The organism is Streptomyces sp. NPDC050418 (genome assembly GCF_044458745.1).
Taxonomy (GTDB): Bacteria; Actinomycetota; Actinomycetes; order Streptomycetales; family Streptomycetaceae; genus Streptomyces.
This window is the reverse complement of sequence record NZ_JBITIG010000007.1, coordinates 151,226-166,510: the sequence shown is the minus strand read 5'-3', so window position 1 is coordinate 166,510 and position 15,285 is coordinate 151,226. Positions and strand designations below refer to the sequence as shown.

The window sequence follows — 15,285 nt, the reverse complement described above, 5'->3', positions numbered from 1 at the left end:
GCCGACCAGACTTCCCGGCACACCCTGTGTTCTTATCGCGCTCTTTACGCGGTCTCTACGTTACAGGGCGGCCGCAAGGACAAATCTGGTGATCGTTACTTTACGCACGAAAAAGGCACCCGGCGCGCTGCCAGGTGCCCCTCTCGTGCGTACGGGAACGGGGTCAGTCCTCCGAACCCGCCGAGGGCAGCTTGGACTGGATCAGCGACATGACCGAGGAGTCGGCCAGCGTCGTGACGTCACCGACGGCCCGGTTCTCCGCGACGTCCCGCAGGAGGCGGCGCATGATCTTGCCGGAGCGGGTCTTCGGCAGCTCGGCCACCGGCAGGATCCGCTGGGGCTTGGCGATCGGACCGAGCGTGGCACCCACGTGGTTTCGCAGCTCGCCGACCAGGTCGGCGCTCTCCGCCGCGCCGCCGCGCAGGATCACGAAGGCCACGATCGCCTGTCCGGTGGTCTCGTCGGCCGCGCCCACGACGGCAGCCTCGGCGACCGACGGGTGCGAGACGAGCGCGGACTCGACCTCGGTGGTGGAGATGTTGTGCCCGGACACCAGCATCACGTCGTCGACCCGGCCGAGCAGCCAGATGTCGCCGTCGTCGTCCTTCTTGGCACCGTCACCGGCGAAGTACTTGCCCTCGAAACGCGACCAGTACGTGTCGATGAAGCGCTGGTCGTCGCCCCAGATGGTGCGCAGCATCGACGGCCACGGTTCGGTCAGGACCAGGTAGCCGCCACCGCCGTTCGGGACCTCGCCCGCCTCGTCGTCCACGACGGTCGCCGAGATGCCCGGCAGTGGGGTCTGCGCGGAGCCCGGCTTGGTCTCGGTGACGCCCGGCAGCGGCGAGATCATCATGGCGCCGGTCTCGGTCTGCCACCAGGTGTCCACGATCGGGCAGTTGTCGCCGCCGATGTGCTTGCGGTACCAGATCCAGGCCTCGGGGTTGATCGGCTCACCGACCGAACCGAGGATCCGCAGCGAGCTCAGATCGAACTTCGCGGGGATGTCGTCGCCCCACTTCATGAACGTCCGGATCGCGGTCGGCGCGGTGTAGAGGATCGTGACGCCGTACTTCTGCACGATCTCCCAGAAGCGGCCCTGGTGGGGGGTGTCCGGGGTGCCCTCGTACATGACCTGCGTGGCGCCGTTCGCGAGCGGCCCGTAGACGATGTACGAGTGGCCGGTCACCCAGCCGACGTCGGCGGTGCACCAGTAGACGTCGGTCTCGGGCTTGAGGTCGAAGACCGCGTGATGCGTGTACGCGGCCTGCGTGAGGTAGCCGCCGGAGGTGTGCAGGATGCCCTTCGGCTTCCCCGTCGTCCCCGAGGTGTAGAGGATGAACAGCGGGTGCTCGGCGTCGAAGGCCTCGGGGGTGTGCTCGGTGGACTGGCCGCCGACCAGCTCGTGCCACCACACGTCACGGCCCTCGGTCCAGGCGATGTCCTCCTGGCCGGTGCGGCGCACGACGAGGACGTGCTCGACGTTGGCCGTGTCGGGCAGCTTCTCGATGGCCGCGTCCACCGCCGGCTTCAGCGCGGAGGGCTTGCCACGGCGGTAGCCGCCGTCGGAGGTGATGACGACCTTGGCGTCCGCGTCCTGGATCCGGGTCGCGAGCGCGTCGGCCGAGAAACCGCCGAAGACCACCGAGTGCGCGGCGCCGACGCGGGCACAGGCCAGCATCGCGACGGCGGTCTCCGGGATCATCGGCATGTAGATGGCGACGCGGTCGCCGGCCCGGACGCCGAGGGACGTCAGCGCGTTGGCGGCCTGGGAGACCTCGTCCTTGAGCTCGGCGTAGGTGATCGCGCGGCTGTCGCCCGGCTCGCCCTCGAAGTGGATGGCGACGCGGTCGCCGTTGCCCGCCTCGACGTGCCGGTCCACGCAGTTGTACGCCACGTTCAGGCTGCCGTCCGCGAACCACTTCGCGAAGGGCGGGTTCGACCAGTCGAGCGTCTCGGTGGGCTCGTTCGCCCAGGTCAGCCGACGGGCCTGCTCGGCCCAGAAACCGAGCCGGTCGGCCTTGGCCCGCTCGTACGCCTCCGCGGTGACGTTGGCGTGCGCGGCCAGGTCGGCGGGCGGCGCGAACCTGCGCTCTTCCTTGAGCAGGTTGGCCAAGGATTCGTTGCTCACGACAGCTCCCTTTCCCAGGGTGGGTGTCCGTTGTGTCCCAGGCCACAGCTCATCAGACGGACCCTGCCGGTGACAAGGGCCTACGGCTGATTGGTTTAGACCTGTTGAGGGTGTGGCGCGGAGGGCGGCTCCTCGCACGGCTACGCGGAGGAGCCACACCTTCGCACGGACAGGGGAGGGATTCGGTTCACCCGGCCGTCGTGGGCACGGCCTGCGGCGATGGCGCCTCGACGGCCGCCACGCGGTCGAAGAGCCGCTCGGGCTCGGCGAGCAGATAGGCCTGCGCCTCACCCACGTGGAAGTACATGCCGTGCAGCTCCAGGCGGCCCTCGGCGATCCCGCGGGCCACCGCCGGATGCTCCCGCAGATGCGCCAGCTGCTGCACCACATTGGTCAGGCACAGCTGCTCCACCGCGTCGGCCGGCTGCCGCCCCGCGAGCCGCGCCCAGGCGTGCTCGGCGCCCGCCATCCGCTCCAGACTCGGCCGCCCGTGCCGCAGCCAGCGCCGCAGCGGTGAATCGGCCGGACCGGGCGGCGCGTTGAGCAGCGCCTGCATCGCCCCGCAGCCGGAGTGCCCGCACACGGTGATCGACTGCACCTCCAGTACGTCCACGGCGTACTCGATCGCCGCCGCCACCGAGTCGTCCCCGCTCTCGGCGCCGGGCAGCGGCACGAGATTGCCCACGTTCCGTACGACGAAGAGGTCGCCCGGGCCGCTCGACGTGATCATCGACGTGACGAGCCGGGAGTCCGCGCAGGTCAGGAAGAGCTGCTGGGGCCGCTGCCCCTCCCGTGCGAGCCGCGCCAGCTCACTGCGCACCAGCGGCGCCGTATTGCGCTGGAACGCGCTGATCCCGCTGGCCAGTTGACGCGTGCCCTGCAGCTCGGTCCGCTCCGGGGCGCAGCTGTGGTTGCGCCACGGGGTCCAGGGCCCGCAGCACGAGTGCTCCTCGGCCACGCCCCGCTTCCCCTTGCCGTGCGTGGGCGCGGTCAGCGGCCCGGAACGCCCCGTCAGCTCGGACTTCCCGCCGCGCGCGGTGTGCGAGTCCTGCCAGTCCTGCAGGGTCTCGTACGCGGCGTGGTCCATGAACGAGCCGTCCAGCTCGACCACGGCGTCCGTCCCGTGCGGCACCTGGTGCAGCGCACGGCTCAGGCGCGGCACGGCGAGGAACGTCAACTGCCCGCGCACCCGCACATGATGGACGCCTTCCCGCTCCTCGTGCGTGATCCTCGTACGGGCCAGCCGGTGCAGCGCGACGCCGACGGCGACCGCGACGCCGATGGCCACCCCTTCGAGCACCCCGAGGAAGACGACCCCGACCGTCGTCACCGCGTACACCAGCACCTCGCGATGCCGGGTGACCGTGCGGATGTGGTTGATCGAGACCATCTGCACCCCGATCGCCATCACCAGCGCGGCGAGCGCGGCCAGCGGGATCAGATCGAGCACGGGCACGAGCAGCAGCGCCGCGATGATCACCCAGAGCCCGTGCAGCATCGCGGAGTTGCGGCTCACCGCGCCCGCCCGCACGTTCGCCGTGCTGCGCACCGCGACGCCGGTGACGGGCAGCCCGCCGAGCGCGCCGGAGGCGATGTTCGCCAGGCCCTGCCCGCGCAGCTCCTTGTCGAGGTCGGCCCGCGGCACCGGCATCGCGTCCCGCCGCGAGGAGGCCAGCTTGTCGGTGGCGACCGCGGAGAGCAGCGACTCGACGCTGCCGACGAGCGTGATCGTCAGGACGGCGGCGATCAGCCCGAGCACGGGCCCTTCGGGCAGTCCGACGAGCGCGTGATTGCTCCACGAGGGCAGATCGACCCGCGGCAGGCTGAGCCCGGCGAACGCGGCCACGGCGGTCGCGGCCGCGACGGCGGCCAGCGCGGCGGGCACCTTGCGGAGCAGCTCACCGGCCCGCGTGGGGATCCGCGGCCAGGCGATCAGGACCACGAGCGTGATCGCGCTCATGGACAGCGCCGCCGGATGCAGATCGGCCAACTGCCGCGGCAGGTCTCGTACGTTGTCGACCACGGAACTGTGCGGCGACCCGCCGAGCACGATGTGCAGCTGGGCCACGGCGATGGTGATGCCGATACCGGCCAGCATGCCGTGCACGATCGCGGGGCTGACGGCCAGCGCCGACCGGGCCACGCGCAGATACGCCAGGCCCAGCTGCGCCAGACCGGCCATCACGGTGATGGCGCAGGTGGTGCGCCAGCCGTACTGCTGGATCAAGTCGGCGGTGACCACGGTGAGTCCGGCGGCAGGACCGGACACCTGCAGGGGCGAGCCGCCGAAGCGGCCGGCCACGAGACCGCCGATGGCGGCGGCCACCAGACCCGCCTGGAGCGGGGCGCCGGTGGCGAGTGCGATGCCCAGGGACAGTGGCAGCGCGATCAGGAAGACGGAGATCGAGGCGGACACATCGGCGCCCGCGAGGTGGAAACGGCGGCGGGCGCCGTGGGGGCGGCTGGGGACGTCGGCAGGCATGGATTCCCGTCTCCTCCGGGGCTACGCGGTCGCTGGGAACCCCCGGTGCATGGAGCGGGGGCGGGCGCGGCCGTGGGTCACGGCGTACTGCGGCGGGACTTCTCTCAACTCTCGGTAAACGGATCGTAATGGAGAGTAAAGGGTTCGACCGTACTTTCGGTGCAAATGGGCTAATCCTTAACTCTCTTCAGTGAATGGTGTGATTCATCGGCTTGTCGTACCAAAACGGAGCAATCTGCATGCGACCTTGGCCGCGCCCCAACCCCGATCACCCCGAGATCCGAAGGAAGAGGTGGGCGCATGGCCGCCACCAAGAGGCTCGCCGCGGGTCTGGCCGCGACCACGGCACTCGTCGTGGCGCTGGCCGGCTGCTCGAGCGGAGAGTCCGGCACCGGCGAAGGCGCGAAGAAGAAGGGGGCCGCGGGCGCGCAGAACGCCCCGAAGGTCCCCGCCCCGGGCAGCGTCAACCGCCTGATCGGCGACGGCTCGACCGCGTACACCGGAAGCCAGCCGCACCTGCCCAAGCCGAAGCGCCTCAAGCCGGGCCAGAAGCCCCCGCAGTTCGTGGTCTTCTCCTGGGACGGCGCGGGCGAGGACAGCCAGAAGCTCTTCTCGCACTTCCGCAAGGTCGCCAAGGCCAACGACGCCACCATGACCTACTTCCTCAGCGGCGTGTATCTCCTCCCGGAGGAAAAGAAGGAGCTGTACGAGCCGCCGCAGCACGCGGCAGGCCGCTCGGACATCGGCTTCGGTGACGCCCAGGGGATCAAGGACACCGTGGAGCAGCTGCGCGGCGCCTGGCTCGAGGGCAACGAGATCGGCACCCACTTCAACGGTCACTTCTGCGGCAAGGGCGGCGGTGTCGGCGAGTGGTCGGTCGAGGAGTGGAAGCACGAGATCGCGGAGGCCAAGTCCTTCGTGAAGGCGTGGAAGACCAACTCCGGTGCCACGAAGGCCTCCCCGCTCCCGTTCGACTACGACAAGGAGCTGATCGGCGCCCGCACCCCCTGCCTGGAAGGGCAGAAGAACTTCACCCGCGCGGCACGCGAGCTCGGCTTCCGCTATGACACCAGCGGCGTCAACGACCAGGTCTGGCCCAAGAAGAAGCAGGGCCTGTGGGACCTGTCGATGCAGCTGGTCCCCGTACCCGGCCGCGCCTTCGAGACGCTGACCATGGACTACAACTTCATGGTCAACCAGTCCGGCACGACCACGCAGGGCGACCCGTCCAAGCACGAGTACTGGGGCGACCAGATGCGTGACGGTCTGCTGGCGGGCTTCGACCGCGCGTACAACGGCAACCGGGCGCCGCTGATCATCGGCAACCACTTCGAATCCTGGAACGGCGGCGCCTACATGCGCGCCATCGAGGAGACGATCGAGAGCGTCTGCACGAAGCGCGATGTCCGCTGTGTCTCCTTCCGTCAGTTGGCGGACTGGCTGGACGCACAGGACCCGAAGGTCCTGCAGAAGATGACGAAACTGAAGGTGGGCCAGGCGCCGGCGCAGGGCTGGGCGGCCTTCCTGTCCGGACAGCAGCCCGCCCCGGCCCCGAAGGGCGTGCCGGGCGCGCCGGCGGCGAAGCCGGCGCAGGACCACGGCTCAGCTCACTGACAGCACGGCCCGCTCGTCGAGGACGAAGCCGGGGTCGATCTGGTCCGCCAGGTCGGCCCCGGCTTTCGCATTGCCCCAACTCGCCGCGTTCTTGCGGTGGAAGTGCACCATCTGGCGCATGTGCCGCGCCCAGTCCCGACGCTCGTACGCAGCGTCGGCGACCGTGCGCATCGTCTCGAGCGCCTCCCGGTTGGGTGCTTCGAGGAGCTCGAACCGGGGCGGCCGGCCCTTCTCCATCGCGCGCACCCAGTCCGAGTGGCCCACGGTCACCAATAGGTCGTCGCCAACTTCCTCCCGTAGAAAATCGATGTCGTCCTGTCCCTGCACCTTGTTGCCCACGACCTTGAGGGCGACGTCGAAGTCGCGGGCGTACTCCTTGTACTGCCGGTAGACCGAGATGCCCTTGCGGGTGGGCTCCGCGATCAGGAACGTCATGTCGAAGCGGGTGAACATGCCGGAGGCGAAGGAGTCGGAACCGGCCGTCATGTCGACGACCAGGAACTCGTCGCGGGCGTCGACGAGATGGTTGAGACAGAGCTCCACCGCCCCGACCTTCGAGTGGTAGCAGGCGACGCCGAGATCGGATTCGGTGAAAGGCCCTGTGACCATCAAACGGACCGCTCCGCCGTCGAGTTCCAGCTCGCGCGAGCAGTTTTCGTAGACCGGGTTGTCCTCGCGGATCCGCAGCAGACGCGAGCCCTCACCGGGCGGCGTCGTCTTGATCATCGTCTCGGCCGAGGCGATCCGCGGGTTGCTGCCGCGCAGATAGTCCTTGATGAGCGGCAGCTGCGCGCCCATCGCGGGCAGCGCGGCGGCCGTGTCCTCGTCGAGCCCCAGCGCGGCGGCGAGGTGCTGGTTGATGTCGGCGTCGACGGCGATGACCGGGGCGCCGGTGGTGGCGAGATGGCGGATGAAGAGAGAGGACAGCGTGGTCTTCCCGCTGCCGCCCTTCCCAACGAAAGCAATTTTCATGTTCACCAAGCGTAGTCGGATGAATGCACTGCGCATTGGTGTCGCGTGAAGAAGACCACTCCTTCGTGGAGTGCGGGGCTTTGCTGCGTACTGTCTTACTCATGAGTACTGCCGATCCGCTCGCCACCCTCGGCGACCTGCCCACCGTCGCCGACTCCGTGGCCTCCGTACGCAAGGCCGTGGACCAGGTCTACGGGCACCGGGTCATGCGCCGGCGCAGCACCGAGATCACCTCCGAGGCGGCGCTGCGCGGTGCGCGCGGTTCGGCCGCGCTGGCCGGTGCGGACTGGGCGCTCGAGGAGGTCCGGCGGCGCAGCGACTTCAGCGGCGACGACGAGGCGCGTGCGGTCGGCGCGGCGCTGCGGCTGACGGCCGAGGCGGGTCAACTCCTCTCCATCTGGCGCCAGTCACCGCTGCGCGTCCTGGCCCGGCTGCACCTGGTGGCCGCGGGTGTGCAGGATGAGACGGTCGGGCGTCCGCGCCAGAAGGGCGAGCCGGTCGACGAGTCGCTCGTCGAACTCCCGCTGCCCGATGCGGACGAGGTGGCCGGCCGGCTCGACGGTCTGGCGCAGCTGATCATCAAGGGCAGTTCGGCGCCGGCGATCGTCACGGCGGCCGTCGTGCACGGCGAGCTCCTGGCGCTGCGTCCGTTCGGCGCACACAACGGTCTGGTGGCGCGGGCGGCGGAGCGGATCGTACTGATCGGCAGCGGGCTCGACCCGAAGTCGGTCTGCCCGGCCGAGGTGGGACACGCGGAGCTGGGGCGGGCCGCGTACGTGGCAGCGCTCGAGGGGTACGTGTCGGGGACGCCGGAGGGGATGGCGGCCTGGATCGGGCACTGCGCCAAGGCGGTTGGGCTGGGTGCGCGCGAGTCGACCGCGGTGTGCGAGGCGCTTCAGCGGGGGGCGGCCTGAGGGGCGGCGTGGCCTGAGGGTCGCGGTGGCCTGAGCCTCAGGGCTGGGGTTTCGGCGCCCGGGCCGGCTTGAAAGTCCCCTGAACAGGGTTGCGGCGGTACCGGAATCGGTACCGCCGCTGGCATGTCCGCCCAGTTACCAAGCGTCCTCGATATTTGCCCATCAGGTCGGGGAACTTTGCCCGTTGCCTGGTGCGGCTGGCCCGTAATCGACGGGTCGACGTCGCGTGGGTGCTCGGCTTCCATGCTCGGTCCGTGGGGCCTTGGTTGCGTTAAAGGTGATCCTCTCGGATGTCCTTGGTCTCGCGGGCCGTTGAGTCCTTTGTACTCCTGTACCGGGGGAAGCGGAACCCCTGAGCGCACTTCTTTACTTTTAGGTTCAAACAGGTGCGAAACGGGCGCCTGTGTGCTGTGTGACGACGGTGCAGGTCAGCCCGGGCTCAAGTGGCGAGGGCGCGGCGCTTGCTCGCGTACCAGACGAGCCCCGCGGTGGCCGCCGCCGCACCGACCGCGGCCGCCGCGACGAGCGCCGGGCGCGGCGGAACGGTCAGCCGACCCACGCGCTGCTTGAGCCGGACGGGCCGGTGGAAGTCGAGAATCGGCCAGTCGCGCGCGAGCGCTTCGCGCCGCAGGGCGCGGTCGGGGTTGACCGCGTAAGGGTGGCCGACCGATTCGAGCATCGGCAGATCGGTGGCCGAGTCGCTGTACGCGTAGCACCGTTCGAGGTCGTACCCCTCGGACGCGGCGAGCTCGCGTACGGCCTCCGCCTTCGTCGGCCCGTACGCGTAGTACTCGATCTCGCCGGTGAAGCAGCCGTCGTCGCCGACCACCATCCGCGTCGCCACCACACGGTCCGCGCCGAGCATCTCGCCGATCGGCTCGACGACCTCGGCGCCCGACGTGGACACGATGACGACGTCGCGCCCGGCGAGGTGGTGCTCCTCGATGAGCGAGGCGGCCTCGTCGTAGATGATCGGGTCGATCAGATCGTGCAGCGTCTCGGCGACGATCTCCTTGACCTGCTGCTGGTTCCAGCCCTTGCACAGCGCGGAGAGGTACTCGCGCATGCGCTCCATCTGGTCGTGGTCGGCGCCGCCCGCGAGGAAGATGAACTGGGTATACGCAGTCCTCAGCACCGCTCGGCGGTTGATCAGCCCGCCCTGGTAGAAGGACTTGCTGAACGTGAGCGTGCTCGACTTCGCAATGACCGTCTTGTCCAGGTCGAAGAAGGCGGCTGTGCGGGGCAGCGAGTGGTTATCCACGGGTCGAGCATAGGCGCCCACCATTCGGCGTAAGCTGGGGCGCGTGGGTTTGCCTGAGAAGGCTCTCGGGTACACCATGGAAGTCACGGATCGTTCGCGACCGTGCTAACCCGGTCCGGCTCCTCCCCCCCCGAGTCGGCCGTGGGGACGACCCCCGCTCTCCCCCCCGGCGGGGGTCGTCGCATGTCCGGGCCCGGTTCGGGCCCCTTTTTCTTTGTCTTCTCGCGCCGCGCGACCCCTTCCCGCGCCGAGCCGGCGCCTTCCTCCGCACGGTGAGACTCGTGACGGTGCGTAGCGGTTGCGCTGCGCTGCGGAAGTCGTGGAGAACTCACCGCTTCGGGTGATGGAGTTATTCACAACGCTTCGGTTGTCCACAGATTTCGACCAAGATCCACATCATTTTCCGGCTCGGCTCATCGTGATTCCTGCTTGCGAACTTCGCGGCCATTCACGTTGTTCGCAGCGCATACGGACGTTCGACGTCGGACGTCCCGTGGGGCACGACGGACGGAAGAGGTGGGGACATGGCGGAAGCCATTGCGGAAGGCAGGCCGGCCGAAGGGAAGCGGCGCGGGCCTTTGATCGTGACGGAGGACGCCCAGCTGCTCGACGACCTGCTGCGGCTGTGCGCCGCGGCGGGCGCGCGCGCCGAGGTGCATCACGGTGTGCCCGAGCGCAGGGACAGCTGGGAGAGCGCTCCCCTTGTATTGGTGGGGGACGACGCGGCCCGCCGGGTGCGCGGTGCCACGCGGAGGCGGGGCGTCTGTCTGGTGGGCCGGGATCAGGACGATCCCGGGGTGTGGCAGCGGGCTGTGGAGATCGGCGCCGACCATGTGCTGCGGCTGCCCGATGCCGAGCAGTGGATCGTCGACCGGATCGCCGATGTCGTCGAAGGAGTGGGGCGCCCCGCGCTGACCGTCGGGGTGATGGGCGGCCGCGGTGGGGCCGGTGCCTCTACTTTGGCGTGCGCTCTGGCGGTGTCCGCGGCGCGGGCGGGGCGGCGCACCATGCTGATCGACGGTGATCCACTGGGCGGCGGGCTCGATGTGCTGCTCGGAGGCGAATCGGCGCAGGGTCTGCGCTGGCCCGCGTTCGCGCAGTCGCGGGGGCGGCTGGGGAGCGCGGCGCTGGAGGAGTCGCTGCCGGAGCTCAGTTCCTTACGTGTCCTCAGCTGGGACCGCGGCGACATGCTGCGGATCCCGCCCGAGGCGATGCGCGCGGTGCTCGCGGCGGCGCGCAGACGGGGCGGCGTGGTCGTCGTCGATCTGCCGCGGCGCGTCGACGAGGGCGTGGCCGAGGCGCTGCAGCAGTTGGATCTCGGGCTCATGGTCGTGCCGGCCGAGCTGCGGGCGCTGGCCGCGGCGGAACGGGTGGCGTCGGCCGCACGCATGGTCCTCAAGGACCTCCGGGCGGTGGTCCGCGGGCCGTTCACCGGCGGGCTCGGCGCGGAGGAGATGGCGCGGATGCTCGACCTTCCGCTGGTCGGCGAACTGCCGCTGGACGCTCATGTGGTGAACGGCGGCACACCGGCGGCCGAGCCGAAGGAACCGTTGGCACGGTTCTGCTCCTCCTTCTGGGAGCGCGTACCCGTGGAGGGGGCGTCATGAGCGGGGCGCTGCTCGACGGCGTACGGCAATGGCTCGCCGAATCGGGGGCGGAGGCGACCCCGGCGCGTGTCGCGCAGGCGCTGCGCGAGCAGGGGAAGGTACTCGGCGACAGCGAACTGCTCGGTGTCGTGGGCGAACTGCGCTCCCAGCTGGTGGGCGCCGGGCCCTTGGAGCCGCTGCTCGCGGACCCGCGGGTGACGGATGTGCTGGTCTCCGCGCCCGACCGGGTGTGGGTGGACCGCGGCAGCGGACTGGAGCTCACGCCGGTGACGTTCACCGACGCGCAGGCCGTACGGCAGCTCGCCCAGCGGCTTGCCGCGGTGGCGGGGCGGCGGTTGGACGATGCGCGGCCCTGGGTGGACGCGCGGCTCCCCGACGGCACACGGCTGCATGCCGTTCTGCCACCGGTGGCCGTCGGGTCGGCCTGCCTGTCGCTGCGCGTGGTGCGGGCCAGGGCGTTCTCGCTCACCGAACTGGCGGCCGCCGGGACGGTGCCGCCCGGGGGCGACCGGGTGCTGCGGGCGCTGATCGAGGCGCGGGCGTCGTTCCTGATCAGCGGCGGGACTGGCTCCGGCAAGACGACGCTCCTGGCCGCGTTGCTCGGGCTGCCGGGGCCGGGGGAGCGGATCGTGCTGGCGGAGGATTCGGCCGAGTTGAGGCCCGATCACCCCCATGTCGTACGGCTGGAGTGCCGGGTCGCGAACCAGGAAGGCGCGGGCCGGGTCACCCTGGAGGACCTGGTGCGGCAGGCGCTGCGGATGCGTCCCGACCGGCTCGTGGTGGGTGAGGTGCGCGGGGCGGAGGTCGTGCACCTGCTCGCCGCGCTCAACACCGGACACGCGGGGTGCGGGACCGTCCATGCCAACGCGGCCGCCGATGTGCCCGCGCGCCTCGAAGCGCTCGGCACGGCGGCGGGGCTCGATCGGGCGGCACTCCATAGTCAGCTCGCTGCGGCCTTGTCCGTAGTGCTCCATCTCGTACGGGACCGGGGCGGGCGGCGCCGGATCGCGGAGGTACACGTCCTGGAGCGGGACGCGGCGGGGCTGGTGCGGACGGTGCCGGCGCTGCGGTGGGGCGAGCGGGCGTTCGTCTACGACCAGGGCTGGGAGCGGCTGCGGGCGCTGATCGGCGGTGAGCCGTGAGCGAGGTGCCGGTGATGTGGGGGACGCCCGCGTATGCGGCGGCGTTCTGTGCGGGGGCAGCGGTGTGGCTGGCGGCGGCGCAGGAGAGCGGACTGCGGCGGGCCCGAGGGCTGGTCGCGGTCGGGGCACTGGAGCCCGTGGTGATGCCTCCGTGGGAGCGGTGGTGGGCCTGGGTGCGGGTGCGGGCTCGGCCCGAGTGGTGGTGCGTGGCCGCGGGGGCGGCGGTGGGGCTGGCCGGGAGGTCCGTACTGCCGTTGGTGCTCGGCGGGTTGGCGGTGCCGGTCGTCGCGCGTGTACTGCGGCGACGACAGGCGGCGAAGGAGCGGGCGGCGCGGGCCGAGCAGGTGATCGCGTTCTGTGCGGCGCTGGGGTCGGAGGTGCGGGCCGGGCGGCAGCCCGCGGATGCCCTCGCCATGGCGGCTCGGGACACCGGCGGGCTCGGGGCCGGGGCGGCCGACGCGGCGGTCCTGGCGGCCGCGCGCTTCGGAGGGGATGTGCCGGGTTCCCTGCGGGAGGTGGCGCGTGCGCCCGGTTCCGAGGGGCTCGGTGGGCTCGCGGCCTGCTGGCAGGTCGCCGTCGACAGCGGGGCGGGGCTGGCCGAAGGGCTCGACCGGCTGGAGGGAGCGCTGCGGGCGCGGCGTGACCAACAGGCCGACCTGCAGACCAAGTTGGCACCCGCGCGGGCGACCGCGGTGATGCTCGCGGTCCTGCCGGTGCTGGGCCTCCTGATGGGCACCGCACTGGGCGCCGACCCGCTGGGCGTACTGCTGCACACACCGGCCGGGATCGGCTGCCTGGTCGTGGGCGGGGCGCTCGAAACGGCCGGGCTGTGGTGGACGGGACGCATTGTGCGGCGGGCCGAAGGGGCGACGCACGGAAAGGCGAAGGAGGGGGACCGGTGAGCGGGGAAGTTGTCCACAGGCTGGGGGTGGTGCTGTGCGTGGCGCTCCTCGCGGTGGTGGTCAGCACGGAACTGGCCGGGCGGCGTGAACGAGCCCTGCGGAAACGGGCCGGCCTGCTGCTGAAGACCGAGCCACGGGTCCGGCGGCGTGCGGCGCTTGACCCTGCGCGCAAGGCGGCGGTCAGGCGGTGGGGACCGGTGGCCTGCGCTGCGTGTCTCGCGTATGCCGTCGTCGGGGGCGTGGGTGGGCTGGTGGCCGGCGTCGTGGCAGCGGGCGGTGTGTGGTGGTGGGGGCATCGGCGGGCCGCTCCGGGTACGGGTGTGGGTTCTGTGGAGGCCGAGGACGGGGGCGAGGAGGCGCGGCGCCAGTTGCCGCTCGCAGCCGATCTGTTGGCGGCGTGCATCGCCGCCGGTGCGGGGCCGGCTGAGGCGGCCGGAGCGGTGGGGGAGTCGATCGGCGGGCCGGTCGGGGAGCGGCTGGCCGGGGTGGCCACCGAGTTGAGGCTCGGGGGTGAACCCGAGCGTTGTTGGGGGCGGTTGGCCTCGATACCCGAGGCGGGAGCGCTGGCCCGCTGTCTGCAGCGGGCCTGGAACTCCGGAGCCCCGGCGGCCGAACAGGTGGCACGGGTGGCATCGGACTGCCGCGACCGCGCGGCTCGGGCATCCGTGACACGGGCACACCGCGCGGCCGTCGCGGTGACAGCTCCTGTGGGGCTGTGTTTCCTGCCCGCGTTCCTGGTGCTGGGGGTCGTGCCTGTGGTGGTGGGGCTTGCGGGAGAGATCTTGCGGGGGGTGTGAAGGGGGCTGTGGCCAGGCGGGCGTTGGGGGCTGGGAGGTCGCTGCGGGTTGGCGGGTGTTGGAGCTGGGGCGTCGCTGTGGGGTGGCGGGCCATGCGGGCAGGGACGTCGCTGTGGAGTGGCGGGCGTCGGAGATCAGGAGGCCGCTGGGGTCAGCGGTTGGCGGGGCCGCTGGGGTCAGTGGCTGTCGGAAGTCAGTGGGCCGGGAGGCCTGTTTCTACGGGGAGTTGTCATGCAGTTCTGTGGGTCGGTCAGGTGGGGAAGGTCCGCTCGCAGCGGAGGGTCGCTGTGGGGTGCGGTGCGTCGGGCCTGGCGTGCGCGGCTCGTCCGGATGCGGCGTGCGGATGCCGGGATGACCACGTCGGAGTACGCGCTGGGCACCGTGGCGGCCTGTGCGTTCGCCGCGGTGCTCTACCGGGTGGTGACCTCGGGCGCGGTCAAGGACCTGCTCGAAGGGATCATCGAGAAGGCGCTCGGTGGCCAGTTCTGAGCGGCGCCGCGACGCCGGGTTCGTGACGGCCGAGGCGGCCTGCACCCTGCCCGTGCTCCTGCTCGTCGGAGTCGCGCTGCTCTGGGCGCTGATGAGCGCTGCCGCCCAGATCCAGTGCGTGGATGCCGCGAGGGCGGGCGCCAGGGCAGCGGCCCGTCAGGAGCCGGCGGGCGCGACGGTACGGGTCGCCCGTGAGGCCGCGCCGGACGGAGCGGAGGTCGCCGTCAGCAGGGAGGGCGACCTCGTACGGGTCACGGTCACGGCCACGTCCCCCGGTCCGGACGCGATGTCGCTGTCGCTGCGGGCGTCCGCGGTGGCGCTGGCCGAGGAGACGGTGGGGGTGGAGGAGTGAGGCGGCGAGCGTGGCGGCGAGCAAGGTGGGGAGCGACGTGGAGCGGCTGGGCGTGGCGTGCGTGGCATGCGTCGTGGGCGCGTTGCGGGCGGAGGTGGGTGGCGTGCGGTGAGCGGGGGCGTTCGGCGTCCGGTGAGCACGGAGGGCGGGTGGCCGGCGAGCACGGGCAGCGGGTGGCCGGTGACCGAGGCTCGGCGACCGTCTGGGTGGTCGCGCTGATCGCGGCGCTGGGTCTGGTCGTGGCCGGGCTCTTGCTGGCCGCACAGGCTGTCGTGGACCGGCATCGGGCGGGAGCCGCAGCCGACCTGGCGGCGCTGGCCGCGGCCGATCACGCTCTACGCGGGGCGGAGGACGCGTGCACGCAGGCATCGCGGGTGGCGCGGGCGCAGGAGACGGCGGTGGTCCGGTGCGCGGTGCAGGGGGAGATCGCGGAGGTGACGGTTCGGGCGGGGACGGGCCCCTTGGAGTCGACGGTGCGCTCGCGCGCCGGGCCTGCCGGGCCTGCCGGGCCCGCTGGGCCTGCCGGGCCCGCTGGGCCTGCCGGGCCCGCTGGGCCTGCCGGGCCCGCTGGGCCTCCCGGGCCCGCCGCGGTGCAGGTCCCGGTCGCCGGCTAGCGCGGCGG

The 15,285-nt window shown here is 71.6% G+C and carries 13 protein-coding genes; 9 read left to right on the top strand and 4 right to left on the bottom strand.

Going from position 1 to position 15,285, the window contains the following annotated elements:
- Positions 1–163: 163 nt before the first annotated feature.
- Positions 164–2,131, bottom strand: coding sequence for an acetate--CoA ligase (acs, locus tag ACIBI4_RS18460; protein ID WP_399204967.1), 1,968 nt, complete (start codon positions 2,129–2,131; stop codon positions 164–166).
- A 187-nt stretch (positions 2,132–2,318) separates the two neighbouring features.
- Positions 2,319–4,613: a bifunctional SulP family inorganic anion transporter/carbonic anhydrase gene (locus ACIBI4_RS18455; protein WP_399204966.1), complete on the bottom strand. Its 2,295-nt coding sequence runs from the start codon at positions 4,611–4,613 to the stop codon at positions 2,319–2,321.
- Positions 4,614–4,913: 300 nt separating this feature from the next.
- Here ACIBI4_RS18455 and ACIBI4_RS18450 point away from each other — a divergent pair, with 300 nt between their 5' ends.
- Entirely contained in the window at positions 4,914–6,227 is a 1,314-nt protein-coding gene (locus ACIBI4_RS18450; protein WP_399204965.1) for a hypothetical protein, read from the top strand.
- On the opposite strand, the gene ACIBI4_RS18445 is transcribed toward ACIBI4_RS18450, so the two are convergent.
- Positions 6,216–7,199 carry an ATP-binding protein gene (locus tag ACIBI4_RS18445; protein WP_399204964.1) on the bottom strand — a complete coding sequence of 328 codons (984 nt, stop codon included), beginning with the start codon at positions 7,197–7,199 and terminating at the stop codon, positions 6,216–6,218. The genes ACIBI4_RS18450 and ACIBI4_RS18445 overlap by 12 nt on opposite strands.
- Positions 7,200–7,300: 101 nt before the next feature.
- On the opposite strand from ACIBI4_RS18445, the gene ACIBI4_RS18440 reads away from it, so the two are divergent.
- Positions 7,301–8,113, top strand: a complete 813-nt coding sequence (locus ACIBI4_RS18440; RefSeq protein WP_399204963.1) for an oxidoreductase — start codon at positions 7,301–7,303, stop codon at positions 8,111–8,113.
- A gap of 439 nt (positions 8,114–8,552) precedes the next feature.
- On the opposite strand, the gene ACIBI4_RS18435 is transcribed toward ACIBI4_RS18440, so the two are convergent.
- Positions 8,553–9,398 carry an HAD family hydrolase gene (locus tag ACIBI4_RS18435; protein WP_399204962.1) on the bottom strand — a complete coding sequence of 282 codons (846 nt, stop codon included), beginning with the start codon at positions 9,396–9,398 and terminating at the stop codon, positions 8,553–8,555.
- A gap of 500 nt (positions 9,399–9,898) precedes the next feature.
- On the opposite strand from ACIBI4_RS18435, the gene ssd reads away from it, so the two are divergent.
- The 7 genes from ssd to ACIBI4_RS18400 all read left to right on the top strand — a co-directional run bounded on the left by ssd (position 9,899) and on the right by ACIBI4_RS18400 (position 15,277).
- On the top strand, positions 9,899–10,981 hold the full coding sequence (ssd, locus tag ACIBI4_RS18430; protein WP_399204961.1) for a septum site-determining protein Ssd: 1,083 nt from the start codon (positions 9,899–9,901) through the stop codon (positions 10,979–10,981).
- The gene (locus tag ACIBI4_RS18425) at positions 10,978–12,123 is read left to right on the top strand and encodes a TadA family conjugal transfer-associated ATPase (protein WP_399204960.1); all 1,146 of its coding nucleotides are present in this window, start codon (positions 10,978–10,980) and stop codon (positions 12,121–12,123) included. The genes ssd and ACIBI4_RS18425 overlap by 4 nt, the downstream gene beginning before the upstream one ends.
- Positions 12,124–12,137: 14 nt before the next feature.
- Positions 12,138–13,025: a type II secretion system F family protein gene (locus tag ACIBI4_RS18420; protein WP_399205292.1), complete on the top strand. Its 888-nt coding sequence runs from the start codon at positions 12,138–12,140 to the stop codon at positions 13,023–13,025.
- Positions 13,022–13,822 (top strand): type II secretion system F family protein, encoded by an 801-nt coding sequence (locus tag ACIBI4_RS18415; protein WP_399204959.1) that lies wholly within the window; start codon positions 13,022–13,024, stop codon positions 13,820–13,822. The genes ACIBI4_RS18420 and ACIBI4_RS18415 overlap by 4 nt, the downstream gene beginning before the upstream one ends.
- 351 nt (positions 13,823–14,173) lie before the next feature.
- The gene (locus tag ACIBI4_RS18410) at positions 14,174–14,311 is read left to right on the top strand and encodes a DUF4244 domain-containing protein (RefSeq protein ID WP_399204958.1); all 138 of its coding nucleotides are present in this window, start codon (positions 14,174–14,176) and stop codon (positions 14,309–14,311) included.
- Positions 14,298–14,663, top strand: a complete 366-nt coding sequence (locus ACIBI4_RS18405) for a TadE family type IV pilus minor pilin (RefSeq protein ID WP_399204957.1) — start codon at positions 14,298–14,300, stop codon at positions 14,661–14,663. The genes ACIBI4_RS18410 and ACIBI4_RS18405 overlap by 14 nt, the downstream gene beginning before the upstream one ends.
- Positions 14,660–15,277: an Rv3654c family TadE-like protein gene (locus ACIBI4_RS18400; RefSeq protein WP_399204956.1), complete on the top strand. Its 618-nt coding sequence runs from the start codon at positions 14,660–14,662 to the stop codon at positions 15,275–15,277. Before ACIBI4_RS18405 ends, ACIBI4_RS18400 begins: the two co-directional genes overlap by 4 nt.
- Positions 15,278–15,285 lie beyond the last annotated feature (8 nt).

Bases quoted from the DNA above. Each gene is read 5' to 3' on its own strand.
- ACIBI4_RS18420 (WP_399205292.1), top strand. From the start codon at position 12,138: ATGTGGGGGACGCCCGCGTATGCGGCGGCGTTCTGTGCGGGGGCAGCG.
- ssd (WP_399204961.1), top strand. From the start codon at position 9,899: ATGGCGGAAGCCATTGCGGAAGGCAGGCCGGCCGAAGGGAAGCGGCGC.
- ACIBI4_RS18435 (WP_399204962.1), bottom strand. From the start codon at position 9,398: ATGGTGGGCGCCTATGCTCGACCCGTGGATAACCACTCGCTGCCCCGC.
- ACIBI4_RS18410 (WP_399204958.1), top strand. From the start codon at position 14,174: ATGACCACGTCGGAGTACGCGCTGGGCACCGTGGCGGCCTGTGCGTTC.
- ACIBI4_RS18425 (WP_399204960.1), top strand. From the start codon at position 10,978: ATGAGCGGGGCGCTGCTCGACGGCGTACGGCAATGGCTCGCCGAATCG.
- ACIBI4_RS18450 (WP_399204965.1), top strand. From the start codon at position 4,914: ATGGCCGCCACCAAGAGGCTCGCCGCGGGTCTGGCCGCGACCACGGCA.
- ACIBI4_RS18440 (WP_399204963.1), top strand. From the start codon at position 7,301: ATGAGTACTGCCGATCCGCTCGCCACCCTCGGCGACCTGCCCACCGTC.
- ACIBI4_RS18455 (WP_399204966.1), bottom strand. From the start codon at position 4,613: ATGCCTGCCGACGTCCCCAGCCGCCCCCACGGCGCCCGCCGCCGTTTC.
- ACIBI4_RS18445 (WP_399204964.1), bottom strand. From the start codon at position 7,199: ATGAAAATTGCTTTCGTTGGGAAGGGCGGCAGCGGGAAGACCACGCTG.